30 protein-coding genes and 1 pseudogene are annotated in these 21470 nt (G+C 60.6%); 19 read left to right on the top strand and 12 right to left on the bottom strand.

From position 1 onward, the window contains the following. The 7 genes and pseudogenes from HMPREF2967_RS04750 to HMPREF2967_RS04720 form a co-directional block, all read right to left on the bottom strand. A pseudogene (locus HMPREF2967_RS04750) lies at positions 1-184 on the bottom strand (HNH endonuclease); the annotation flags it as partial. Between the two features lie 124 nt (positions 185-308). Then, the gene (locus HMPREF2967_RS04745; RefSeq protein WP_070521772.1) at positions 309-869 is read right to left on the bottom strand and encodes a hypothetical protein; all 561 of its coding nucleotides are present in this window, start codon (positions 867-869) and stop codon (positions 309-311) included. Continuing rightward, the gene (locus HMPREF2967_RS04740) at positions 862-1440 is read right to left on the bottom strand and encodes a DUF6286 domain-containing protein (RefSeq protein ID WP_070685204.1); all 579 of its coding nucleotides are present in this window, start codon (positions 1438-1440) and stop codon (positions 862-864) included. Before HMPREF2967_RS04740 ends, HMPREF2967_RS04745 begins: the two co-directional genes overlap by 8 nt. Next, entirely contained in the window at positions 1433-2335 is a 903-nt protein-coding gene (locus tag HMPREF2967_RS04735) for an Asp23/Gls24 family envelope stress response protein (RefSeq protein WP_070565067.1), read from the bottom strand. Before HMPREF2967_RS04735 ends, HMPREF2967_RS04740 begins: the two co-directional genes overlap by 8 nt. Continuing rightward, positions 2335-2529 (bottom strand): hypothetical protein, encoded by a 195-nt coding sequence (locus HMPREF2967_RS04730; protein WP_010189668.1) that lies wholly within the window; start codon positions 2527-2529, stop codon positions 2335-2337. The genes HMPREF2967_RS04735 and HMPREF2967_RS04730 overlap by 1 nt, the downstream gene beginning before the upstream one ends. 31 nt (positions 2530-2560) lie before the next feature. Continuing rightward, on the bottom strand, positions 2561-2815 hold the full coding sequence (locus HMPREF2967_RS04725; protein WP_232770655.1) for a hypothetical protein: 255 nt from the start codon (positions 2813-2815) through the stop codon (positions 2561-2563). 52 nt (positions 2816-2867) lie between these two features. Continuing rightward, a complete protein-coding gene (locus HMPREF2967_RS04720) occupies positions 2868-3365 on the bottom strand; it encodes an Asp23/Gls24 family envelope stress response protein (protein ID WP_070685200.1) in 498 nt (165 codons plus the stop codon). A 637-nt stretch (positions 3366-4002) separates the two neighbouring features. On the opposite strand from HMPREF2967_RS04720, the gene rpsJ reads away from it, so the two are divergent. The 12 genes from rpsJ to HMPREF2967_RS04660 all read left to right on the top strand — a co-directional run bounded on the left by rpsJ (position 4003) and on the right by HMPREF2967_RS04660 (position 10082). Continuing rightward, on the top strand, positions 4003-4308 hold the full coding sequence (gene rpsJ / locus HMPREF2967_RS04715) for a 30S ribosomal protein S10 (RefSeq protein ID WP_003848085.1): 306 nt from the start codon (positions 4003-4005) through the stop codon (positions 4306-4308). Between the two features lie 35 nt (positions 4309-4343). Further along, on the top strand, positions 4344-5000 hold the full coding sequence (gene rplC / locus HMPREF2967_RS04710) for a 50S ribosomal protein L3 (RefSeq protein WP_070521756.1): 657 nt from the start codon (positions 4344-4346) through the stop codon (positions 4998-5000). Next, positions 4997-5659, top strand: coding sequence for a 50S ribosomal protein L4 (rplD, locus tag HMPREF2967_RS04705; protein WP_010189650.1), 663 nt, complete (start codon positions 4997-4999; stop codon positions 5657-5659). Before rplC ends, rplD begins: the two co-directional genes overlap by 4 nt. Then, positions 5659-5961, top strand: coding sequence for a 50S ribosomal protein L23 (gene rplW / locus HMPREF2967_RS04700; protein WP_070521753.1), 303 nt, complete (start codon positions 5659-5661; stop codon positions 5959-5961). Before rplD ends, rplW begins: the two co-directional genes overlap by 1 nt. Before the next feature lie 35 nt (positions 5962-5996). Further along, positions 5997-6833, top strand: a complete 837-nt coding sequence (gene rplB, locus HMPREF2967_RS04695; protein ID WP_070563577.1) for a 50S ribosomal protein L2 — start codon at positions 5997-5999, stop codon at positions 6831-6833. A 13-nt stretch (positions 6834-6846) separates the two neighbouring features. After that, positions 6847-7125 (top strand): 30S ribosomal protein S19, encoded by a 279-nt coding sequence (gene rpsS, locus HMPREF2967_RS04690; RefSeq protein ID WP_010189646.1) that lies wholly within the window; start codon positions 6847-6849, stop codon positions 7123-7125. A gap of 3 nt (positions 7126-7128) precedes the next feature. Further along, a complete protein-coding gene (gene rplV, locus HMPREF2967_RS04685; RefSeq protein ID WP_010189645.1) occupies positions 7129-7491 on the top strand; it encodes a 50S ribosomal protein L22 in 363 nt (120 codons plus the stop codon). Beyond that, positions 7491-8237, top strand: coding sequence for a 30S ribosomal protein S3 (gene rpsC / locus HMPREF2967_RS04680; protein WP_070446580.1), 747 nt, complete (start codon positions 7491-7493; stop codon positions 8235-8237). The genes rplV and rpsC overlap by 1 nt, the downstream gene beginning before the upstream one ends. 3 nt (positions 8238-8240) lie before the next feature. Beyond that, a complete protein-coding gene (gene rplP, locus HMPREF2967_RS04675) occupies positions 8241-8657 on the top strand; it encodes a 50S ribosomal protein L16 (RefSeq protein WP_070521748.1) in 417 nt (138 codons plus the stop codon). Then, positions 8657-8887 (top strand): 50S ribosomal protein L29, encoded by a 231-nt coding sequence (gene rpmC / locus HMPREF2967_RS04670; RefSeq protein WP_005276944.1) that lies wholly within the window; start codon positions 8657-8659, stop codon positions 8885-8887. Before rplP ends, rpmC begins: the two co-directional genes overlap by 1 nt. Positions 8888-8889: 2 nt before the next feature. After that, positions 8890-9171: a 30S ribosomal protein S17 gene (gene rpsQ, locus HMPREF2967_RS04665; protein ID WP_070521746.1), complete on the top strand. Its 282-nt coding sequence runs from the start codon at positions 8890-8892 to the stop codon at positions 9169-9171. 188 nt (positions 9172-9359) lie between these two features. After that, on the top strand, positions 9360-10082 hold the full coding sequence (locus HMPREF2967_RS04660) for a hypothetical protein (RefSeq protein ID WP_070565061.1): 723 nt from the start codon (positions 9360-9362) through the stop codon (positions 10080-10082). Here the strand turns inward: HMPREF2967_RS04660 and HMPREF2967_RS04655 are convergent. Next, entirely contained in the window at positions 10079-10471 is a 393-nt protein-coding gene (locus HMPREF2967_RS04655) for a hypothetical protein (RefSeq protein ID WP_070685198.1), read from the bottom strand. The genes HMPREF2967_RS04660 and HMPREF2967_RS04655 overlap by 4 nt on opposite strands. Beyond that, complete coding sequence (locus HMPREF2967_RS04650) at positions 10468-11337, bottom strand: carbohydrate kinase family protein (protein ID WP_070685209.1); 870 nt, start codon at positions 11335-11337, stop codon at positions 10468-10470. Before HMPREF2967_RS04650 ends, HMPREF2967_RS04655 begins: the two co-directional genes overlap by 4 nt. A 21-nt stretch (positions 11338-11358) precedes the next feature. Between HMPREF2967_RS04650 and HMPREF2967_RS04645 the strand changes: the two genes are divergently transcribed. The 7 genes from HMPREF2967_RS04645 to HMPREF2967_RS04615 all read left to right on the top strand — a co-directional run bounded on the left by HMPREF2967_RS04645 (position 11359) and on the right by HMPREF2967_RS04615 (position 18426). Continuing rightward, entirely contained in the window at positions 11359-12672 is a 1314-nt protein-coding gene (locus HMPREF2967_RS04645; protein ID WP_070563568.1) for a glycoside hydrolase family 32 protein, read from the top strand. A gap of 112 nt (positions 12673-12784) precedes the next feature. Continuing rightward, positions 12785-14791, top strand: a complete 2007-nt coding sequence (locus HMPREF2967_RS04640) for a sucrose-specific PTS transporter subunit IIBC (protein ID WP_070563565.1) — start codon at positions 12785-12787, stop codon at positions 14789-14791. Between the two features lie 384 nt (positions 14792-15175). After that, complete coding sequence (gene rplN, locus HMPREF2967_RS04635; RefSeq protein ID WP_070521731.1) at positions 15176-15544, top strand: 50S ribosomal protein L14; 369 nt, start codon at positions 15176-15178, stop codon at positions 15542-15544. Between the two features lie 4 nt (positions 15545-15548). Further along, entirely contained in the window at positions 15549-15863 is a 315-nt protein-coding gene (gene rplX / locus HMPREF2967_RS04630; protein ID WP_005527724.1) for a 50S ribosomal protein L24, read from the top strand. A gap of 1 nt (position 15864) precedes the next feature. Continuing rightward, a complete protein-coding gene (rplE, locus tag HMPREF2967_RS04625) occupies positions 15865-16416 on the top strand; it encodes a 50S ribosomal protein L5 (protein ID WP_070521728.1) in 552 nt (183 codons plus the stop codon). A gap of 148 nt (positions 16417-16564) precedes the next feature. Next, entirely contained in the window at positions 16565-17350 is a 786-nt protein-coding gene (locus tag HMPREF2967_RS04620) for a formate/nitrite transporter family protein (RefSeq protein WP_070530801.1), read from the top strand. A gap of 446 nt (positions 17351-17796) precedes the next feature. Then, positions 17797-18426: an HAD family hydrolase gene (locus HMPREF2967_RS04615; protein ID WP_070563562.1), complete on the top strand. Its 630-nt coding sequence runs from the start codon at positions 17797-17799 to the stop codon at positions 18424-18426. Between the two features lie 66 nt (positions 18427-18492). Here HMPREF2967_RS04615 and HMPREF2967_RS04610 read toward each other — a convergent pair whose 3' ends face one another. Genes HMPREF2967_RS04610 through HMPREF2967_RS04600 form a run of 3 tightly spaced genes read right to left on the bottom strand, consistent with a single transcriptional unit; the run spans position 18493 to position 21454 of the window. Next, a complete protein-coding gene (locus HMPREF2967_RS04610; RefSeq protein ID WP_070521719.1) occupies positions 18493-19188 on the bottom strand; it encodes a DUF1868 domain-containing protein in 696 nt (231 codons plus the stop codon). A gap of 11 nt (positions 19189-19199) precedes the next feature. After that, positions 19200-20534, bottom strand: coding sequence for an ABC transporter substrate-binding protein (locus HMPREF2967_RS04605; protein ID WP_083303817.1), 1335 nt, complete (start codon positions 20532-20534; stop codon positions 19200-19202). Beyond that, positions 20534-21454: a carbohydrate ABC transporter permease gene (locus tag HMPREF2967_RS04600; RefSeq protein ID WP_083303816.1), complete on the bottom strand. Its 921-nt coding sequence runs from the start codon at positions 21452-21454 to the stop codon at positions 20534-20536. Before HMPREF2967_RS04600 ends, HMPREF2967_RS04605 begins: the two co-directional genes overlap by 1 nt. Positions 21455-21470: the final 16 nt, after the last annotated feature.

Genomic DNA, 21470 nt, shown 5'->3' with positions numbered 1-21470 from the left:
GGGCTTTGCGTTGTTTGCCGCTAAAGCGGGTGGGCCCGAAGTAGACCTGGTTAAGGTTTGCAAGCTCAGTGGCATCGGAAGCAGAAGCTCCGAGCGTGCGAAGCTCATCGGGTGAGCCAGGAATGTTTTCCACCAGCGCAATCCCCGAGTTGCGGAGGCGGATGTAGGTTTCGATATCCCCCATGGGCACAGAGACTAAAACAGCACCGTGGGCCCCGCAACCGGAGGGGACAAAATTCCTGGTTAATGGGGCTGGTACGCAAAAAGCCCCTCACGTGAGGGGCTTAAAGGCGCAACGCGCGCTGTGCTTAGGCGGACTGGACCTTCGTGAAGTGGACCTTGTACCGCGTATCCACATCCATCCCAGGGAACGCCGCGCGGAAGTCACTGTCATTAACCTCAATGGCGTCCTTGATACGCAGCAAGGGCGTATCGGGATCCGCCAACACCTCATACTGCAGCGTCGGCCGCGAGCGGTCATAGGCCACGAGCCGCGAAACCTTCTCAACGCCCTCTACCGCCGCGAGGGTATCCGCCACCGCACCCGCAATCGCAGACATCTCCGTTTTAATCGCGCCTTCCTCATCGGAGGCATCCGAGGGCACCGCGTTAAACCGATGGTGCCGCAGGTTGCTAATGACGAGCCACAGGCCGGCGAGGCTGCAGATGATCGTCGCCAAGCACAGCGCATACGGCCACCATGACTGTTCCGGCAAACCAGCCCACGTATCGTGGTCCACCCAGGACGCCAAATATGTGGCGAAGGGGACCTCGAAGTGTATAAGAATCGGCCACGCGCCCAACGCAATGAGCAGGAGCCCCAAGACAGCGAGAATCGTGCGGTCTATACCCGCGAGCGTCTTAGACATTGGCAACACCCTCCTCGTCATTCTCAATCACCACGGTGATCTCCGGGGGCGGGGTGATCGTCGCAAGCGCCGCCGTGACGGCTTCAGTGACGCGGGCTTTGAGCTGGGCGTCGTCAGTATCGCCCGTCGCGGTCACCGTGATCTGAGAGCGGCCTTGTGAAATCTTCGCCCGACTCCGCGCCGCCACGGTTCCCGGCACCCGACGCGCCGTTGCCGACGCCACGCGGGCAATGTCCACCGCGCGCAGCCACATCGACGCCTCGTCGGAACCGATCTGCACGTGCAGGGCCTTGCGCGGCGCGCACGCCGCCCACAGCAGAATCAACCCGACAACGATGGCGACGCCCCCGGCTATCAGCATCCAGGTGTCGACAGTCGGCGTGGACATCACGTCGATGAATGGCTGTAGCCACGAGACACCGCCCTCCTTGGCACCCACGACCCAGGCTTCGCGCCCCGCGACGACGGCCGCGGCGAGCAGCAGAATGCCGACGATGATGGTCCACCCGCGCGCCGGCGGGGATGCTTTCGGGCGCTGGCCAAAGCCAACGGGAAGGGAGCTCTCACTCATGATGGACTCCTTCGCGGATAGTGATGGCACGCAGCGGCGTCGGCCGTGGAATGTCGACCCGGCGTGTGAACTCGGCGGAAGGCCGAATCTCAATGGGGCGTAGCTGGAGCGGCTCGGCGTGCGGGGTGCGTAGGGGAGCAGCCTGCGGGACCTGAACCCGCCGCGGCTGGACGGGGCGGGGAGCCTCAACGCGGCGCAGCGCGAATCCCCGCGGAGCCGGTACGGAACGGACGGCCACGGGCGCGGGGGTGGCGACAGCGCGCAGCCGCTGCGGCGGGGCTGTGCGAACGGGGCGCAGCTCGTCGTAGCGGTGCTCGCCAGGGCCGAAACCTTCCGTGCGCACTTCAACGTCCGCCTGCTTGCCGACGCCCCTCACCTTCACCGCCTCCGGCACCGCCACCGCACGCACCGACACCGGTGAAGGAACCGCAACCTGGTGAACCTTTGCGTGCGGTGAGACCTCTACCGGCTTCAGGGCACGTTCCGGAACAATCGCTGGAATCTGCGGGGTTAGCGGCGCGCGGGTGTCGACCGCCAGTGCGGTCGTGCGCTCGCCCGCGACCGCGCCGGCGACCGTCACGTTGACGCGGGTGGTACGAAAGCCCGTGAAATCGCGGACGGCTTCCCGAATCGCCGTGCGGACGGCCTTCGCCACTGCGGTGACGGGGGAGGGCCAGTACACAGCAATGTCGACGTCGACCGCCACCATCTGCGTATCCGGGTCCATCTGCGCCATCACCCGCGGAAAAGCGCGGCCGGCGAGGCCGGCTAACTTAGCGTCGACAGCCGCGGTTCCCGGCACGCTCGCAATGGCGGAGCTAATGACCTTTTCCATCGCACGCAGGGAAAAGCGGGTCCGCCCGGCGAGGGCGACCCCGGTGGAATCGGTGCTCACTAGCCTCGGCCTCTATCCTGGCCGACCACGCCCTTCCACACCGCGGTGAGGTCAATGCGGCCGTCGAAATGCGCGCCGATGACGCCGCCGACCGCGGCGAGCAGCACCGCCAGCGCGACGTACCACACGCCGAGGTAGATGAAAAAGGCCAGAACCAAGCCGGCAATCACGCCGAGGGAGGTGTAGTTCTTCATGGTTTTCCTTTAGTTCTGTGTGTCGGTTCCTCTACACCGCGTCGTCGAAGACAACGTCCACGCGGCTCGCCGCGGGCCAGGTGTTGCGGACGGTGGTGCGGGTGGCGGCACCAAGCTCGGCGAGCGGAACGCCGGCGCTGACATCGACGACGACGTGCAGCTCCAGGTGCGTGTCATCCTGCGGGGTGGGGCGGCGGATGCCGTGTATGCGCTCACCGGGAAACAGGAGCGCGACCTCCCCGAACCGGCCGGGCGAGAGCTTGGCGACGCCCCTCAGATCCGTCACCGCCGCCACTATGGACTGCGCGATGGAGGGGGTCAGCTCGGCAGGGGCCACGTTATGCCTGGCCCTGGGTAACCGCCGGGGCTGACTCGGTGGAATCCTGCTCTTCCTTCGGCAGCTTGACGTCGTGGACGACGACGTCAACGCGGTCCACGCTCAGGCCGGTCATGCGCTCGACCGCATTCATGATGTTGCGGCGGATGGCCTCGGCGAGCTCGTGGATGGCCACGCCGTACTCGGCGATGATGGCGATATCAATGGAAGCGGTGCCGTTGTTCACCTCGACGGTGACGCCCTGGCGCACGTCCTCGGAAGCACCGAAGGATTCGCGGATGGAACCCATCATGCGGGCGCCGCCGCCACCGAGGGCAGCGACACCGGAGACCTCGCGGGCGGCGATGCCGGCGATCTTGGACACGACGACGTCATCGATGCGGGTGGTGCCGAAGTCGGTCTCCAGGTTCTTGTTGCGCTCCGGTGCGGGTGCCGGGGTGGTGTCGCCAGCCTGAGTGTTCTGCTCGGCAACGTCCTTGGGGGTGGTGTTCTCAGCCATGCTCAATCCTTTTCATTGTGTAGTTGGTACCTACGTCACGAGCTTATCGCCGAACGCATAACGTGGGGCGGCGGGGAGGCAATCCTTGCCCAAAACGTGATGTTACCCACTGTTTCGGCAGGAGTTTGGAAAACGCGAGGTTACGTGCTTAAATACAGGGGTTGCTTTAACACAGCAACGTAGCCGCAGGCGCAAGCTTGTAGGGCGTTGTTGCTGGTAAGGCGAACATGACACCTTTGTTGTGGAGTTCATTCCAGAGCTGCACGCGAAGGTCATCCGATCGGGCTAGGTCCGCGCTTGAGCAGAGGCACCCCGAGAAGATGGACCGGAGAAGGGGCATGGCAAATAAACAGCGGCAGTATATGAATAAGACTTTGGTTGCGGATCGTTGAGATCTAACGCCCCAGTCTTCTTCCTATTTACTTTGACTACGGGTCTTGTACCCCGTCACGAGCACTGCACTCTGGGCTTTGCCTTAAGTCACTCTCGTGGTCGTCATGACAGTCAGACAACTGGCGTTGAGCCATGGCTTCCAGCCCGGACAACGTTATAGAGAAATCGAGAAGCAATTTCCCACCGCTTCACGCCCCGGATAGGCCGGGTATGTGAAAGTGGGGAAGCGAGGAAGAGGATAAGCGTGGCGGGACAAAAAATCCGCATTCGGCTGAAGGCCTACGACCACGAGGCCATCGACGCTTCTGCTAAGAAGATCGTCGAGACCGTTACCCGTACGGGTGCTCGTGTTGTCGGCCCGGTGCCGCTCCCAACCGAGAAGAACGTATACGCCGTTATTCGTTCTCCGCACAAGTACAAGGACTCTCGCGAGCACTTCGAGATGCGCACTCACAAGCGCCTCATCGACATTCTCGACCCGACCCCGAAGACCGTTGACGCCCTGATGCGCATCGACCTTCCGGCAAGCGTCGACGTGAATATTCAGTAAGCGATCGACACAACGTATTTGGTGGAGAACAAACAATGAGTGAAAACGAGATCAAGGGAATTCTGGGCACCAAGCTCGGCATGACCCAGGTCTTCGACGAGGAGAACCGCGTTGTGCCGGTGACCGTCGTCGAGGCTGGCCCGTGCGTGGTTACCCAGATCCGTACCAAGGAAACCGATGGCTACAACGCCATCCAGATTGCCTTCGGCGAGAAGGACCCGCGCAAGGCCAACAAGCCGGCCGCTGGTCACTTCAAGAAGGCTGGCGTGACCCCGCGCCGCTACGTCGCTGAGATCCGCATGGACGATACCTCCGCATACGAGGTCGGCCAGGAGGTCAAGGTGGACATCTTCGAGGGCGTGACCTTCGTTGACGTCACCGGCACCACCAAGGGTCACGGCTACGCTGGCGCTATGAAGCGCCACGGCTTCGCAGGCCAGGGCGCTGCCCACGGTAACCAGGCTGCTCACCGCCGCGTTGGTGGCATCGGTGGCGCTTCGTTCCCGGGCCGCGTCTTCAAGGGTAAGCGCATGGCTGGCCGCATGGGCCAGGACCGCGTGACCACCCAGAACCTGAAGATTCAGAAGATTGATGCCGAGTCCAACCTGCTGCTCATCAAGGGTGCTATCCCGGGTGCGCGCGGTGGCCTCGTCACCGTTAAGACCGCAGTGAAGGGCGGTGCACACGCATGAGCAACCTCAAGCTAGACGTCCAGACCGCTGACGGTAAGACCAACGGCACCGTTGAGTTGCCGGCCGAGCTCTTTGACACCGAGGCATCCATCGCTCTGATGCACCAGGTTGTCAACGCACAGCTCGCTGCCGCTCGTCAGGGTACCCACAAGACCAAGACCCGCGGCGAGGTCCGCGGTGGTGGTCGCAAGCCGTTCCGCCAGAAGGGCACCGGCCGCGCCCGCCAGGGTTCCATCCGTGCTCCGCACTACACCGGCGGCGGCACCGTGCATGGCCCGGTCCCGCGTGACTACTCCCAGCGCACCCCGAAGCGCATGATCAAGGCTGCTCTCTACGGCGCACTGTCTGACCGTGCACGTAACGAGCGCATCCACGTCATCGAGGAGCTCGTCCCGGGCCAGACCCCGTCCACCAAGCAGGCCAAGGCCTTCATCGAGCGCCTCACCGACCGCAAGAACGTTCTTCTGGTCATCGGCCGCGAGGACATCAATGCTCGCCGCAGCGCCAACAACCTGCCGAACGTCCAGATCCTGGACGCCGGCCAGCTGAACACCTACGACGTCCTCTACTCGGACGACGTTGTGTTCTCCGTTGAGGCTCTGCACACCTTCGTCGAGCGCGCTACCGGCGCTGCCGAGGAAGCTAAGGAGGAGAAGTAATGGCTAAGCTCGCTAACCCGCGCGACGTCATCATCGCACCGGTTGTGTCCGAGAAGTCCTACGGCCTCATGGAGCAGAACGTGTACACGTTCTACGTCTCCACGGACTCCAACAAGACCCAGATTAAAGATGCCGTCGAGCAGATCTTCGGCGTGCAGGTTGCTTCCGTGAACACCGTGAACCGTGCAGGTAAGCGCAAGCGCACCCGCACCGGTTTCGGTCAGCGTAAGTCCACCAAGCGCGCCTACGTGACGCTCCGTGAAGGCAGCGACTCCATCGACGTCTTCGGCGCAGGCGCTTAAGCCCCACCGAAGAGCCGAAAGGAAAAGGAAGAATTATGGCTATTCGTAAGTACAAGCCGACAACTCCGGGTCGCCGCGCATCCTCCGTGTCCGAGTTCGAGGAAATCACTCGCTCGACCCCGGAGAAGTCCCTGCTGCGCCCGCTGAGCAAGACTGGTGGTCGTAACAACTACGGCCGCATCACCACCCGCCACATCGGCGGTGGCCACAAGCGCCGTTACCGTCTCATCGACTTCCGTCGTACCGACAAGGACGGCATCCCTGCAAAGGTCGCTCACATTGAGTACGACCCGAACCGTACCGCTAACATCGCCCTCCTGCACTACGCAGACGGCGAGAAGCGCTACATCATCGCCCCGAAGGGCCTGAAGCAGGGTGCCATCGTTGAGGCTGGTGCGAACGCAGATATCAAGGTTGGCAACAACCTGCCGCTGCGCAACATCCCGACCGGTACCACCATCCACGCTGTGGAGCTCAAGCCGGGCGCTGGCGCTAAGCTGGCCCGCTCCGCTGGTGCTTCCATCCAGCTGCTGGGTAAGGAGGGCAAGTACGCCATCCTGCGTATGCCGTCCTCTGAGATCCGTCGCGTCGACATCCGTTGCCGCGCCACCGTCGGTGAGGTTGGCAACGCTGACCAGATGAACATCCGCTGGGGCAAGGCCGGCCGTATGCGCTGGAAGGGCGTCCGCCCGACCGTCCGCGGTGTCGTTATGAACCCGGTCGACCACCCGCACGGTGGTGGTGAGGGTAAGACCTCGGGTGGTCGCCACCCGGTGTCGCCGTGGGGCCACAAGGAAGGCCGCACCCGCAACCCGAACCGTTACTCGAACAACATGATCGTGCGCCGTCGTCGCCCGAACAAGAAGCGCTAAGAGGAGGTAAACAATGCCACGCAGCCTTAAGAAGGGCCCGTTCGTCGATGAGCACCTCCTCAACAAGGTTGATGCTCAGAACGAGGCCGGCACCAAGCAGGTCATCAAGACCTGGTCTCGCCGCTCCACCATCCTGCCCGATTTCATCGGTCACACCTTCGCCGTCCACGACGGCCGCAAGCATGTGCCGGTGTTCGTCGAGGACTCCATGGTTGGTCACAAGCTTGGTGAGTTCGCACCCACCAAGACCTTTAAGGGTCACGTCAAGGACGACAAGAAGGGACGTCGATAAGCGATGAGTGACACCATCACCTCCGCATCCGCAACGGCTCGCTACGTCCGCGTTACCCCGATGAAGGCACGCCGCGTCATCGACTTGGTCCGCGGTAAGTCCGTAGCCGAGGCACTTGCAATCCTGAAGTACGCTCCGCAGGGCGCCGCTGAGCCGGTTGCCAAGGTCGTTGCATCCGCAGCTGCCAACGCTGAGAACAACTTCGGCCTGGATCCGCGCACCCTGGTTATCTCCGAGGCATACGCCAACGAGGGGCCGACCATGCGTCGTTTCCAGCCGCGCGCACAGGGCCGCGCATTCATGATTCGTAAGCGCACCAGCCACATCACTGTGGTTGTCGAGAGCCAGAAGGAAGGGGCCAAGTAATGGGCCAGAAGATCCATCCTCACGGCCTACGTTTGGGCATCACTTCCGACTGGAAGACCCACTGGTACGCCGATAAGGACTACGCAAACTACGTAGCCGAAGACATCAAGATCCGCGAGTACTTGGAGAAGGGCCTCGACCGCGCCGGCATTGCCGACGTCGTCATCGAGCGCACCCGCGACCGCGTCCGCGTGGACATTCACACCGCCCGCCCGGGCATCGTGATTGGCCGCCGCGGCGCTGAGGCTGACCGCATCCGCCGCGAGCTGGAGAAGCTCACCGGCAAGATGGTTGCCCTCAACATTCTCGAGGTCAAGCAGGTCGACGCCAACGCAACCCTGGTTGCGCAGTCCATCGCGGAGCAGCTGGTTAACCGTGTCGCATTCCGTCGTGCAATGCGCAAGGCTATCCAGTCCGCTATGCGCCAGCCGCAGGTCAAGGGCATCAAGATTCTGCTGTCCGGCCGCCTGGGCGGTGCAGAAATGTCTCGCGTTGAGCGCTACCACGAGGGTCGCGTTCCGCTGCACACTCTTCGCGCCGAAATCGACTACGGCACCGCAGAGGCCCACACCACCTTCGGCCGCATCGGCATCAAGGTGTGGATCTACAAGGGTGACGTTGTCGGTGGCGTGCGCGAGTCCGAACTGAACGCTCCGGCGCAGGGCCGTGGCCGCGGTGACCGTAACGGTCGCTCGCGCCGTGGTGGCCAGCGTCGTCAGCGCGCACAGCAGAAGCAGGAGGGCTAATCCATGCTGATTCCTAAGCGCGTCAAGTACCGTCGCCAGCACCGCCCGACCCGCTCGGGTGTGTCCAAGGGCGGTAACCGCATCAACTTCGGTGACTACGCCATCCAGGCTCTCGAGCCGGCGTACATCACCAACCGCCAGATTGAGGCCGCACGTATTGCCATCAACCGCCACGTTAAGCGCGGTGGCAAGGTGTGGATCAACATCTTCCCGGACCGCCCCCTGACCCAGAAGCCGCTCGGCGTGCGTATGGGTTCCGGTAAGGGTCCCGTCGAGAAGTGGGTTGCCAACGTTAAGCCGGGCCGCATCCTCTTCGAGATGACCTACCCGAACGACGAAGTTGCCATCGAGGCCCTGCGCCGCGCTGGCCAGAAGCTTCCGTGCAAGGTCCGCATCATCAAGAAGGAGGACCAGTTCTAATGGCTACCGGTACCCCCGCCCACGAGTTCCGTGAGCTCGACAACGCTGAGCTGGAGACCCGCCTGAAGGATGCGAAGGAAGAGCTCTTCAACCTTCGTTTCCAGAAGGCCACTGGCCAGCTGACCAACAACCGCCGCATCGGCACGGTTAAGCGCGACATCGCCCGCATCTACACCGTTCTGCGCGAGCGCGAGCTGGGCCTGTCCGTTGCTCCGGGAGCTGAGGCTTAATCATGAGTGAGGCAAACGTGAACACTAAGAAGGAAAAGGGCGCTCGCAAGACCCGCACCGGCATCGTTGTCTCCGACAAGATGGACAAGACCATCGTTGTCGAGCTCGAGGACCGCAAGCAGCACGCCCTCTACGGCAAGATTATGCGCACTAACAAGAAGGTTAAGGCGCACGACGAGAACGAGACCGCCGGCATCGGCGACCGCGTTCTCATCGCCGAGACTCGCCCGCTGTCCAAGGACAAGCACTTCCGTCTCGTCGAGATCGTGGAGAAGGCTAAGTAAAATCTAGCCCTCCTCGATATCAATGGCCCCCACGGTTTACGTGGGGGCCATTTTTATGCGCTTTTCACTTCCGCATCCGGCACGCCACAGACAACAGCCTGTCAGGGGAGCGGTCTACAGTTCTACGGTTTAAGCTGCGGGAACGTGTTAGGGTAAGGCCGTTCATCTCCTGAAAGGCCAAACTCTCTATGTCCGCGTTCTCTCGCTCTCTGCTTACCCTGGTCTGCGCTTCCTCTGTTGCAGCCCTCGTTGGTTGCGCCGCGGAGGAGCCTGCCCCGGTTGCTGCTGATGCCCCGGCTGTGGAATCCACTGGCGACGCTTCAACTACGCAGGCCGGGCCGGATTCGGACGCGCAGCCACAACCGAGCATCGAAGCGGCCGGCCCGAACCCGACGCTGCCAGCCGGCTATACACCTGGCGCCGCTGATTCTGGCGCGGCTGAAGGCGCGAAGACGTCCAACGCACAAGATGTAGCTAAAGACGGTGTGGGCACCTCCGCTGCCAGCGGCATTGAGAAGTGCGTGTACCGGAAGCACCGCGTCCGCAGCGAGGGCAATCCTGCCGATGTCCCGTCTACCGTGTCGGGCACCGTGTACAAGGCTGAAGCAGGCGACCTCGACGGTGGAGAGCCCGGCATCGTCTTGCCCGAATATGCCTCGGAAGAGGTGTGGGTCCTGGCCTTGGACGCACCCACCACGTTGAGCGGCAGCATGAGCGGCAGGCCGGGTGAGGTGGAGGTTCGTGCAAACCAGGAATGTATCGGAATAGTCGGCAATGGGGATTTGTGGGACGGCTACGAAGGCACGAAGGTCACCTTGCCGATCGATGCCACGAGCGGATTCTGGCAAAGCGATGTGAGTGTCCCGATGGGCACGCTGCGCATGCCCTACATACCGGCAGATATTCTTTAGCGCACCCGCCGGTGCGTGAGCGCGATAGCGATGCTAAAGACACAGAGCACCGCGCCCACCGCGAGAAGAAACGTGCCGATGCGGTAGGGCGCGGCGCTGGCCAGGTCGACGGTGCGAAAGACCTTGAGCCACACCAGCCAGCCCGCGATGAGCGCAACCGCGCCCAGCGCGGAGATAGCGCGCAGCCCCCGGGTGGGGCGCTGGGCGGGGGAGAAGGCGTGGTAGGAGGCGTCGACAAGCGTGGCACCTCCCAGCAGCACCGACAGCACCACCGCAACTGGCACCGGCAGAAGCGCGCCCGTGCCGAAGACGACGGGCAAAATGAAGGACACCGTCACCACGAGGAAGAGCAGACCGTGGAGCCCGGTCGTGCGCAGGGGATAGCTCATAGTAGTTCCTCCACCTCAGAAATCGTGGGAGGCTGCGCGCCCGTGCGCGAAACCGTGATCGCCGCGGCCGTCGCCGCAAAGTGCAGGATCTCCTGCCACTCCTCGACGCCCAAAGCGCTAACGTCCCGCTCCACCAACTGGCTTAAGAGCGTGGCCATCACCGTGTCGCCCGCGCCGATGGTGTCCGCCACCTCCACCTCGACCCGCGGGACCTGCAGCGACACCGAGTCCGTGCGCACGCTCAGACCTTCCGCACCACGCGTGGTTACGACCACGGGGACGTGCGAAAGCGCGTCCTCACCGAGGAATTCAACTTCCTCCTCGCTCAGCTTCAACAGCGTGACGTGCGGCAGCAAGGACAACAAAAACTCGCGGTGCGCCGGGGTGGCAAAGAAGGGGCGGATGTTCGGATCCAGCGCCACCTTTGTACCCTGCGCCGCAAGCGCCTGAAGTAGCGCGGCATAGCGGGATGCGCCCGGCTCCAGGGCGAGGGAGACGGTGCCGAAGCAGGCCCAGGGGACGTCGGCAAGCACCGGCTCCACCAGCCGGTCCGCCGTGCCCTCCGTATAGAAGGAGTAGGTGGCCGAGCCGTCCTCCCCGATGTTGCAGACCGCCAGCGTGGTGGGCTCGTCACCGCGCTGCACGAGCGAGGTATCCACTCCTTCTTTATGTAGGCGCTCCACGAGCGCCTGCCCGAATGCATCCCGCGAAAGCCGCGATTGAAAACCCACGCTTGCGCCCAAACGCCCCGCCGCGACCGCCACATTGAAGGGGCCGCCGCCCAACGCCGGGGTGAGATCCGCCAGCCCCCCGCGTCCGCGCGGAACGAGGTCAACGAGGCCTTCGCCACACACCATAATGTCCATAGAGCCCATACTATCGGGAGCATGAACTACCGTCCGCACTTCCATCTCTCCCCGCCGTCCGGTCGCCTTAACGATCCAAACGGGGTCTTCCTTGATGGCGATAACCTGCACGTTTACTATCAGCACGACCCCTGTTTCCCACACGCACCGAAGCAGACGGGGTGGGGGCACGCCGTGACTTGCTTAAGCGAGCCGCAGCCCTGGCGGCACTTCCCGGACGCGCTCTATCCCATCCGTGAGCACGACGCCCACGGTTGCTATTCCGGTGGTGCGGTGGTCGACGGCGAGGACGTCTGGCTGTTTTATACCGGCAACCTCAAGCGCGATGGCGTGCGGATTCCCTCGCAGAACCGCGTCCGCGCGGTCGATGCCGGCGGTCCAGAAGGCGGCTTCTACGAGCACGACGCCGCGAACCCCCTCATCGACGGGCCCGCCGCAGGTTTCACCGGGCATTACCGCGATCCCCAGATCACCCGCGACAAGGACGGCTGGCGCATGGTGCTCGGCGCCCAGGCGGAGGATGAAACCGGGCACGTGGTGCTCTATCGCTCCACGGACTTGGCGCAGTGGTCCTTTGACGGTGCGCTCACCTTTGACACCTCGGGCGCTGAGCCGGGCCTGAGCCCCGACCTGGTGCCGGGCGGCTACATGTGGGAATGCCCGAATTTGCTCACGCTGCGGGACCGCGCCACGGGGAAGGACAAGGATGTCTTGGTCATCTGCCCACAAGGTTTAGATCCCGTGCGCGGTAGCGCCACGCACTACGCCTCCTCCGACCAGTGCGGCTACCTCGTGGGCCGGCTTGAGGGCACGGTTTTCCACGTGGAGCGCGGCTTCAGCGAGGTGGACTATGGCCACCAGTTCTATGCGCCGCAACTGGTGGAGAGGGATGGCGAGGCCATCATGCTGGGGTGGATGGGGCTGCCCGCGCAGGATGACACCCCGACTGTCGCCCAGGGCTGGGTGCACACGCTGACGCTTCCGCGGCGCGTCTGGCTGGAGGATGGCTGGTTGCGCCAGGCACCGCTGTGGTCCGTGCCGGCGGGACCGGCGCGAGAGGGGTTCGGTTCGGTGGCCACGCTGCAGGCTGGGGAGGGCACATATGCGCTTGTCGACGCCTCCGGTGCCACCGCCTTCCTCGTAGCTTACGGCGGGGGAGAGCTGCGGCTCACGTCTGACGAAGATGAACGCGTCGTGCCGTGTCCAGCAGGAACACTGGAGCTTATCGCTGATGGCTGCGCGGTCGAGGTCTTTGCGGGCGATGGGCGGATTGCGGGGGCGTCGGCAGTCTTTGGCGCCGGCGACGCTCGCTGGCGCGGCTGGGAAGCCCGGTAGGGTGTGAATTTTCCTATATTTGCGCCCGAATGATTGGTTTTATGTTGGGTAACGTGTCTAATGGGAGGTGAAGCTATTTAATTCATCTCACTCTCCGAGGAGGCACGCCGACATGGATCACAAACAGGTCGCGGCGCGAACACTCAAAGCAATCGGCGGCGAAGACAACATTGTGGCGCTCGCGCACTGCGCCACCCGCCTGCGCATGGTGCTGAAAGACAGTAAAAAGGTCGATACGGCCGCACTAGAAAACGATCCGGACCTCAAGGGCATCTTTGAGGCCGGGGGCATGTTCCAGGTCATCGTCGGTCCGGGCGATGTCAACATCGTATTCGACCAGATCAACGCGATGACCTCGAAGGATATCGCAGTTTCTACTGACAAGCTCAAGGACATCGCCGCCGACTCCGGCAATTGGTTCTCCCGGGCAGTGAAGGTCCTCGCGGATATCTTCGTGCCGCTCATCCCGATTCTGGTCGGCGGCGGTCTGCTCATGGCGCTCAACAATGTGCTGACCGCCAACGGGCTGTTCGGCGAGCAATCCGTCATCGAGATGTTCCCGGCCATGGCGGATGTCGCCGGGCTCATCAACCTCTTGGCTTCCGCGCCGTTTGCCTTCCTGCCTATCCTGGTGGGCTTCACCGCCACCAAGCGCTTCGGCGGCAACGAGTTCCTCGGTGCGGGCATGGCCATGGCCATGGTGATGCCGGACCTGGTGAACGGGTATCAGGTGGCCGCGACCATCGAGGCGGGGGAGATGTCCTACTGGAATATCTTCGGCCTCGATGTGGCCCAGGCGGGTTACCAGGGTTCCATCCTGCCGATCTTGGTCATCGCGTGGATTCTGGCCACGATTGAGAAATTCCTGCACAAGCACCTCAAGGGCACCGTGGACTTCATGCTCACCCCGTTGCTCACGTTGCTGGTGACGGGCTTTATCACCTTCATCGCGGTTGGTCCTATTCTGCGCACGGCGGGCGACATGCTTGGCGCTGGGCTCAACGACCTTTACACCTTCGCCGGCCCAGTGGGCGGCTTCATCTTCGGTTTGTTCTACTCACCGATCGTCATTACCGGCCTGCACCAGTCCTTCCCGCCGATTGAGACGATGCTGTGGAACGAGGGCGGTTCCTTCATCTTCGCGGTGGCCTCCATGGCCAACATTGCCCAGGGTGGCGTGGCCTTGGCGGTCTACTTCCTGACCAAGTCGGAAAAGCTCAAGGGCCTGTCGGGCGCCTCGGGCGTTTCCGCGCTCTTTGGCATTACCGAGCCCGCCATCTTCGGTGTGAACCTCCGCCTGCGCTGGCCGTTCTACATCGGCATGGGCGCGTCCGCAGTGGCCTCGACGCTCATCGCGCTTCTCGACGTCAAAGCTACCGCCCTCGGCGCCGCCGGCTTCATCGGATTCGTCTCAATGCGCCCGGAGGATTACACGCAGTTCTTCATCTGCGCCTTCGTCTCCCTCATCCTCTCCTTCGGCGTGGCCTTTGTATATGGCCGCTACCTCATCTCCAAGAACGGCTCCATCGATCCCGATGAGGTCGGTACCGCCAACGCCGACGTAGGCGGTGCGGTTCCTGCCGCCACCGCTGATCCGAATGCCTACCGCGTGGCCTCCCCGCTGGCCGGAAAGGCCATCGCGTTGGAATCGGTCTCCGACCCGATGTTTGCCGCCGGCAAGCTGGGCGCGGGCGCGGCCATCGAGCCGAGCGAGGGGCGCCTCGTCTCCCCGATTGATGGCAAGATCACCGTCACCTTCCCTTCCAAGCACGCCTATGCCGTGCGTGGAAAAGATGCCGACGGCAACAACGTTGACATCCTCATGCACATCGGTTTCGACACCGTGAACCTGAAGGGCGAGCACTTTACCTCGCACGTCTCCAAGGGCGATGAGGTCAAGGCCGGTGACCTCCTCTGCGAGTTCGATATCGCCGCCATCAAGGCGGCGGACTACCCGGTGACAACACCTGTGGTGGTATCCAACTCGAAGAAGACGGGCCCAGTCCTCCCGGCCTATGCCACCGGTGCGGAAATCACCTTCGGGGATGCATTACTCACCGTGGACCCGAAGCCGAAACCTGCGGCTACCACCACCGCCGCTTCGGCGGAGAAGGCCTAGAGCCTCCGTCCGCCGATTCCATAAGTGCAGACCTGGAAGTACAGCACGGTCGTCGCCAAGCACTGCGCGTGCGCTTGACGACGTCCACCAGCGCCTCTGCACTTCCGGGTCTGCACATTTGGGTTTGGGAGGATGGGAAGTTCTGTGGGGGCGGGGAAACAGTGGGGTGCGCGATTTGGGGAAACAGTGGGGGACATGCTTGAATGTATGGGTTGCATATGGTCGGTCGGTGCAGCGCGATGCGTTTCCGAATCGCCACACCGAGACCCTTCGACCGCTGTGAACAGCGAGTTCGTCGCACAGCCTATGCCACGCAAGCAAGTAGACCAGGTGTGTCAAGGACGGAAATCTTGACGCACGTTAATCCAGGTCAGGAGACCCATAGTGATTCAGCAAGAATCGCGTCTGCGCGTCGCCGACAACTCCGGTGCACGAGAGCTCCTCGTCATCCGCGTTCTCGGCGGCTCCGTTCGACGTTTCGCTGGCATTGGTGACGTTGTCGTTGCCACTGTCAAGGAAGCCACCCCGGGTGGCAACGTGAAGGAAGGCGATGTCGTCAAGGCCGTCATCGTCCGTGCCAAGAAGGAGACCCGTCGCCCGGACGGCTCCTACATCGCATTCGATGAAAACGCCGCAGTTATTCTCAAGGGCGACAATGAGCCGCGCGGTACCCGCATCTTCGGCCCGGTTGCTCGCGAACTTCGTGATAAGCGCTTCATGAAGATCGTTTCTCTCGCACCGGAGGTGATCTAATCTTATGAAGATTCATAAGGGCGATATGGTGATCGTCATTTCGGGCCCGGACAAGGGCGCGAAGGGCAAGGTCATCGAGGCATACCCGAAGCGCGACAAGGTCCTCGTTGAGGGCGTCAACCGCGTCAAGAAGCACGTTGCTAACTCCGCTACCGAGCGTGGCGCCGAGTCCGGCGGAATCGTTACCCAGGAAGCTCCGATCCACGTGTCCAACGTTGCGATCGTTGACTCCGAGGGCAACCCGACCCGCGTGGGCTACCGTTTCGACGAAAACGGCAAGAAGGTCCGCATCGCACGTAGCAACGGGAAGGACATCTAACATGAGCGAGAACTACACTCCGCGTCTGAAGACCCGCTACCGCGAGGAAATCAAGAAGACTCTGAACGACGAGTTCAAGTACGACAACGTGATGCAGATTCCGGGCGTCACCAAGGTCGTTGTCAACATGGGTGTGGGCGACGCTGCCCGCGACTCCAAGATGATCAACGGCGCTCTCGAGGACCTTACCGCTATCACCGGCCAGAAGCCGCAGGTGCGTCGCGCTAAGAAGTCCATCGCAAACTTCAAGCTCCGTGAGGGCATGCCCATCGGCGCACGCGTTACCCTGCGCGGCGACCGCATGTGGGAGTTCCTGGACCGCCTGCTGACCATCGCGCTGCCGCGTATTCGCGACTTCCGCGGTCTCTCCGATCAGCAGTTCGACGGCCACGGCAACTACACCTTCGGTCTCACCGAGCAGACCATGTTCTACGAGATCGACATCGACAAGGTGGACCGCCCGCGCGGTATGGACATCACCGTCGTGACCACCGCTACCAACGACGAGGAGGGCCGCAAGCTCCTGCGCGAGCTCGGCTTCCCGTTCAAGTAAAGTAGCGCTTGAATCATTCCCCCGGCACTCCGTGAAGGAGCTCCGGGGGAATTTTTGTGTCTGCGCCACTGGTGAGTTTCGTCACCCTGAGCGCGGGGGAGTACACTACGAGCGTCTGAGAAGTCTGCGTCCCCCAGTGAGGTAAGAAATGTCCCTGAATGATGCTTCGGCAGCCGCGGTAAAGAAAAAGGTTGCGTTGCTCGACGAGTCCTTTGGCCGGTTTGCCGTGCGCTCCACCCTGGCGGGTGTGTACCTCGCCATCGGTACGGCGTTTGCTGCGGTGATGGGGATGGGCGTCGAGAAGCATGTGGAAGGCATGGGCTCGCTGGTGTTTGCCTGCCTGTTCGGCTTGGGCCTGTTTGCCATCGTCCTTCTCGGCGCGGAGCTGGCCACCGGCAACATGATGTACATGGTCTATGGCGCCGTAACTAAACAGGTGGGCTGGGGCAAGGGCCTGTGGCTGCTGGTGGTCACGACGCTGTTTAACCTAGTCGGTGCCGCCCTCTTTGCTGCAGCCATGGGAATGTCGGCCAAGCTGGGCGGAATCGACCCCAACCATCTCATTGCCAACCTCTCGATGGGCAAGCTGACCAAGGGCCCAGGCGGACTGCTGGTGGAGGCCATGCTGGCCAACTTCGTGGTCAACATGGCTATCGTCGGCGCGGTCTTTGCCAAGGATGTGGTGTCCAAGTTCTTCGTCATCGTGCCGATCATCGCCTGCTTCGTGGGCCTAGGCCTGGAGCACGTTATTGCCAACTTCTGCCTGATGACCCTGACCTTCTTCTGCGCCAGCCCGCTGCCGGAAGGCTTTACCCTCGGCGCGGTGTTGGCCAACTGGTCCATCGTGTGGGTGGGAAACCTCATCGGCGGCGGCTTCCTTATTGGCGGCGTGTACGCCTGGCTTAACTCTGGCCCGGAGGCGTACCGCGACTAGTCTTCTCACCGCCTCGGGCGAATCGGCCGTGGAGTAGCTTTCGGAACTGTTGGGGCTCTAAGAACCACGCAGTTCGTGGTCCGTGCAATGGTCCGGTTGGCCGATGGTTCGTCCAGTCATTCTTCCGTACTTCTTCAAGAATCCCTCCGCGGACAAAGACATCGGTTAAGGCACCGAGTCTCGTGGCTACGAAGACTGACAGTGCCGCTATTCGTGGTGTGGAAAAGCGGGCAAGATCTCTCCCTTCTTAAGAGCAACGCTGAGTCCATCTAGCGCAGATTAACGACAAGTAAACAGCCAAGATGGCCTAAAGATGAATCTTTTCTGTTGCGCCCAAAATATCCATTACGCCAGGTCAGCCAGAAAATTCGGGCGCTACACTGTGATTCGTACGTACTGAATTGTGCGAAGAGAGTTAGAGATTTCTTTTGGTATGAGGAGAGGCTATGACAATCGTTGTGTTTGATATTGGCAAGGTGTTGGTGCCGGAGGGAGATAGGGTTCCGCGCCTGGTTAACTTCATTACCGAGTGCGGATTGCCAGTGGATACAGAGGCGTTGATGAACGCGTATTGGGCCCATCGCGATGCTTACGACTTGGGGATGTCAGACGAGGAGTATTGGCCGAAGGTTCTTCTCGATGCGGGACTTGCACCTACTGAAATCGAGCATGTTGATTCCGCAGCATTGGGTGCCCTCGACGGTGAGCGGAACTCTGCAACTACCTCCGAGACTGCGGACTTCCTTGCGGAGCTTCATGCCGCTGAGGTGCCCGTTGCACTCTTGAGCAATGCACCGCATTCGATGGCGCGGGCGGTAAAAACTTCTCCGTGGGCGCAAGAGATTGCAGTACAAGTGTTTTCTTCTGAGGTGGGGGTTGCTAAACCGAGCCAAGAGATTTTTCGTATAGCCGAAAGGGAAATTGAGACATCCTTTGGCCCTCACAAGCGTGAAGACGTTGTGTTCTTTGACGATCGCCCAGTAAACATCGAAGGCGCCCAAGCGTTTGGCTGGCAAGGACAGCTCTGGGAGGGAGTGGGGGCCGCGCGTACTGTTCTAGCTGACGTATTGACCTAGCGTGACCCAGCTGAAAAAGATTGCCCTGGCCACACCAGAATGTGAGGCCAGGGCATTCTCTATTGTCTATCGCTCTCTCGGATCGAAGTAGAGCAAAGGCGGGAAGCTCTGCATGTCGTTAAACAAGGAGAAAAAAGCAGGTTCGAGGTTGATAACGCCCATCTCCTGTAACCAGGAATTATAAAGCTCCTCGGCCTCGGAGAGTTCCTCCAGGTTTCCTTCTGCCTGGGTAAGGCGGTAACCCAATGTGGAGTGTAGCTGGTAGTGCTCAAGGCTTGTCACGGGAATCTCGAGCGCCTCTCCAATATCACAACGAAACCGTTCGATCTCCTGACGAACTGACTCATCGGCCGGCTTCAATTTGACGGTCAGGTGTTCGTCGAGTGGGTACATCTCTACAGCGCGCACCGCAAGTGCCTTGGGCCCTTCAATGTTGGCTTCAACGAGGCGTTGACGCATCCGGACAACCGAATCAGGAAAATCATCGGTTTCGTTGAGCCAAGCTGGCCAAGCTTCTTTCTGACCGAGTAGAGATCGATGCTTGAGGCCATTGAGGAGGGTCATGTGGAAGCTGGAAGGAACGGTGAAGCCGTAATCGGTTTCCCAACCTCTAGACTTAATGTCGTCTTGAATTCTAATTTCAACTTGTTGGAACTCAGAGCCTTCAGGAACATGTGCAACAAAAGTAGAGCCTGGATGGCGACGAACATCGCCGCGCTCGGTGAACTTTTCCCAAGTATGGGGATTGGCAATCTTGGTCATTGAACTAGTACCTACTTACTTGCTCGTTTGTTATAGGAGGCAATGGCAGAGTCCGCCGTTTCTTGAGCAGTTTCGAATTCTGCCCTTGGGTCTTTGCCATTGGCGATGGCTGACATGGCTTGGCTATAGGACTTACGAGCGTCATTCAAGGCGCCGGTATGGCATCCAGCGGTAACAGTGTTGACTGGCGTAGAAGCATACTGCTCTAACAGCGACTTTTGCTGGGGGCTTAGATCTGTCAGAGAATCCATGGCTGCAGTTGTAGTCGGTAGGTAACCGGTTTCGTCAAAAATTTTCTTTTGAATTTCATCCGAACCGACAAACTTCATAAATTCCCAAGCAGCGGTTTGTTCCTCTTTTGAAGTACCTTCTTCGATTACCCACAGAGAGTTTCCTCCAGGAGCTGCGCCAGCGGCGTCAGTATCTCGTGGTAAGGCGTGAATGGACCAGTCCCAATCGAGGTTTGCCTCAGCGACGTTTCCGTAACCGCCAGAGGAGTTCATCTGGATAGCAGCATTTTGGCTAAGAAATGCGCCCGTGGCTGCAGACCCATCACTGCCCGCATCATGGATTGCGCCCTCCTTGTAGAGCTCACTGATGGTCGTCCACATATCGACAAGCTGAGGGTCGTCAATTCTGAACGTTGAAGCCTTTTCAGACGTAGTGCCATTCTCTGGTGTACAAAACTCGTTGCCCAACATGGCTGCCATCTCTTCGACATACCAGCCTGAGTGGTGGAAAGTTAATCCAGCCTTGCCAGTCTTGCCGTGCAGCTTTTCTACAGCTTCCATGAGCCCCTCGGTGGTGCTCAATGACGATGGATTGATACCAGCGTCTGCGAAGGCTTCGTCATTGACATACAAGACCGGTTGCGACACCATCGCTGGCATCGAGTAAATCTTGTCTCCCATCGTGTAGTAGTTGGCGACGATGGGAACAAGATCGTTGAAGTCATAGTCGCCATTTTCCTTTGCCAAGTCTTCAGCCGGGATAGCGAGCCCTGAGTCCATCATGAAGCGACTTTGAATGTCGCTAGCTTGCATGAGTGCTGGTAAATGGCCAGTTTGGACCGAGGCGATGAACTTGGAAATTGAGTCTTCATATGCTCCCTGATAAGAAGCATGAATTTCGTACTCGCCTTCATGCTCCGAATTGAATTGGTCAACAATAGCTTGGAGCGTGTCGCCAGAGGCACCTGAAGAGGAATGCCAGAAGTCCACCACAATTTCACCGGCTTCATTTCTTGGCACCGAGTCAGAGGATGAGCCGCAGGCGGTAACTCCAAAAGCAGGGATAGCCACGGCAGTGACTACAGACAAGAGCTTCGCGCGGGAAGAAAAAGGCATTACTTGACAGCTCCTTCGGTGAGGCCGCGGCTCAGGTATTTTTGGCCGAATATCACGAGGATTATTGTGGGCAGAGCGGCAATTAGAAGGCCAGCGAGCACAAGGCCAGTGTCGACGGCAGTTTCATCCGCCAAGGCTTTGATACCCGGCTGAATGGTGCGTACAGAGGGAGATTGGGTAATTAGCAGTGGCCACATGTAGCCATTCCAAGCGGCAATTGCACCGGTGACTAGTGCAGTCATGCATACCGAACGATTCAAAGGAAGAAGGAAAGTAAAGAGGAACCGAATCCTGCTGACGCCTTCGAGTTTCGTTGCTTCATAGATCTCCTTGGGAAACTGCTTGAAAGCTTGATAGAACAAGAAGATTGTGAAGGATGATGCGACATAGGGAAGGAAGATTGCGATGACTGTGTCGTAAAGGCCCATCTCACTCACAGTGAGATAGTTACCAATCACCGAGACCTCGGAAGGAATCATCATTGGGATGAGAAAGAAACCGAGGATCTTTCCAGGCATGGGAATACGGCCGAAAGCCAAGGCGAAGGCCGCAAGAACCGATGTAATAAATTGGCCTCCGGTTTGGCAAACCGTGACAATCAGTGAGTTCACAAGCTGTTGACCAACTTGGGACTGCTCCCATGCTCGTGGATAGTTTGAACCGACGAAATCACCGAAGAACAGCGTTTGGATGCCGGCTTGAATATCTGCTGTGGAACGTACAGACCCGACGAACGCGTAGACGACAGGAAATATGATAAAGATGCATGCAATAAGTAGCCAGACCCACATGAGTGCCGTCATCAACGGTGAGCGCAGCTGAGAACTGGGATTAGGAGTCGTTTGGGTAGTTTGGGAGCGCTTTTGTCGGCGGACCCGATTCACTCTTTTGTTCGGGGTGTCTGAGGTGCGAGACATCATGCTCCTCCTTTCAGAT

It is taken from the genome of Corynebacterium sp. HMSC059E07 (genome assembly GCF_001814395.1).
Lineage (GTDB): Bacteria > Actinomycetota > Actinomycetes > Mycobacteriales > Mycobacteriaceae > Corynebacterium > Corynebacterium hesseae.
Note: the sequence above shows the minus strand (reverse complement) of the source record. Positions and strands in the feature narration are given on the sequence as shown.

Excerpts from the sequence above, each read along its gene's own strand:
- HMPREF2967_RS04745 (WP_070521772.1), bottom strand. The coding sequence starts at position 869 with ATGTCTAAGACGCTCGCGGGTATAGACCGCACGATTCTCGCTGTCTTG.
- HMPREF2967_RS04740 (WP_070685204.1), bottom strand. The coding sequence starts at position 1,440 with ATGAGTGAGAGCTCCCTTCCCGTTGGCTTTGGCCAGCGCCCGAAAGCA.
- HMPREF2967_RS04730 (WP_010189668.1), bottom strand. The coding sequence starts at position 2,529 with ATGAAGAACTACACCTCCCTCGGCGTGATTGCCGGCTTGGTTCTGGCC.
- HMPREF2967_RS04720 (WP_070685200.1), bottom strand. The coding sequence starts at position 3,365 with ATGGCTGAGAACACCACCCCCAAGGACGTTGCCGAGCAGAACACTCAG.
- rplC (WP_070521756.1), top strand. The coding sequence starts at position 4,344 with ATGAGTGAAAACGAGATCAAGGGAATTCTGGGCACCAAGCTCGGCATG.
- rplD (WP_010189650.1), top strand. The coding sequence starts at position 4,997 with ATGAGCAACCTCAAGCTAGACGTCCAGACCGCTGACGGTAAGACCAAC.
- rplW (WP_070521753.1), top strand. The coding sequence starts at position 5,659 with ATGGCTAAGCTCGCTAACCCGCGCGACGTCATCATCGCACCGGTTGTG.
- rplB (WP_070563577.1), top strand. The coding sequence starts at position 5,997 with ATGGCTATTCGTAAGTACAAGCCGACAACTCCGGGTCGCCGCGCATCC.
- rpsS (WP_010189646.1), top strand. The coding sequence starts at position 6,847 with ATGCCACGCAGCCTTAAGAAGGGCCCGTTCGTCGATGAGCACCTCCTC.
- rplV (WP_010189645.1), top strand. The coding sequence starts at position 7,129 with ATGAGTGACACCATCACCTCCGCATCCGCAACGGCTCGCTACGTCCGC.
- rpsC (WP_070446580.1), top strand. The coding sequence starts at position 7,491 with ATGGGCCAGAAGATCCATCCTCACGGCCTACGTTTGGGCATCACTTCC.
- rplP (WP_070521748.1), top strand. The coding sequence starts at position 8,241 with ATGCTGATTCCTAAGCGCGTCAAGTACCGTCGCCAGCACCGCCCGACC.
- rpmC (WP_005276944.1), top strand. The coding sequence starts at position 8,657 with ATGGCTACCGGTACCCCCGCCCACGAGTTCCGTGAGCTCGACAACGCT.
- rpsQ (WP_070521746.1), top strand. The coding sequence starts at position 8,890 with ATGAGTGAGGCAAACGTGAACACTAAGAAGGAAAAGGGCGCTCGCAAG.
- HMPREF2967_RS04660 (WP_070565061.1), top strand. The coding sequence starts at position 9,360 with ATGTCCGCGTTCTCTCGCTCTCTGCTTACCCTGGTCTGCGCTTCCTCT.
- HMPREF2967_RS04655 (WP_070685198.1), bottom strand. The coding sequence starts at position 10,471 with ATGAGCTATCCCCTGCGCACGACCGGGCTCCACGGTCTGCTCTTCCTC.
- HMPREF2967_RS04650 (WP_070685209.1), bottom strand. The coding sequence starts at position 11,337 with ATGGACATTATGGTGTGTGGCGAAGGCCTCGTTGACCTCGTTCCGCGC.
- HMPREF2967_RS04645 (WP_070563568.1), top strand. The coding sequence starts at position 11,359 with ATGAACTACCGTCCGCACTTCCATCTCTCCCCGCCGTCCGGTCGCCTT.
- HMPREF2967_RS04640 (WP_070563565.1), top strand. The coding sequence starts at position 12,785 with ATGGATCACAAACAGGTCGCGGCGCGAACACTCAAAGCAATCGGCGGC.
- rplX (WP_005527724.1), top strand. The coding sequence starts at position 15,549 with ATGAAGATTCATAAGGGCGATATGGTGATCGTCATTTCGGGCCCGGAC.
- rplE (WP_070521728.1), top strand. The coding sequence starts at position 15,865 with ATGAGCGAGAACTACACTCCGCGTCTGAAGACCCGCTACCGCGAGGAA.
- HMPREF2967_RS04620 (WP_070530801.1), top strand. The coding sequence starts at position 16,565 with ATGTCCCTGAATGATGCTTCGGCAGCCGCGGTAAAGAAAAAGGTTGCG.
- HMPREF2967_RS04615 (WP_070563562.1), top strand. The coding sequence starts at position 17,797 with ATGACAATCGTTGTGTTTGATATTGGCAAGGTGTTGGTGCCGGAGGGA.
- HMPREF2967_RS04610 (WP_070521719.1), bottom strand. The coding sequence starts at position 19,188 with ATGACCAAGATTGCCAATCCCCATACTTGGGAAAAGTTCACCGAGCGC.
- HMPREF2967_RS04605 (WP_083303817.1), bottom strand. The coding sequence starts at position 20,534 with ATGCCTTTTTCTTCCCGCGCGAAGCTCTTGTCTGTAGTCACTGCCGTG.
- HMPREF2967_RS04600 (WP_083303816.1), bottom strand. The coding sequence starts at position 21,454 with ATGATGTCTCGCACCTCAGACACCCCGAACAAAAGAGTGAATCGGGTC.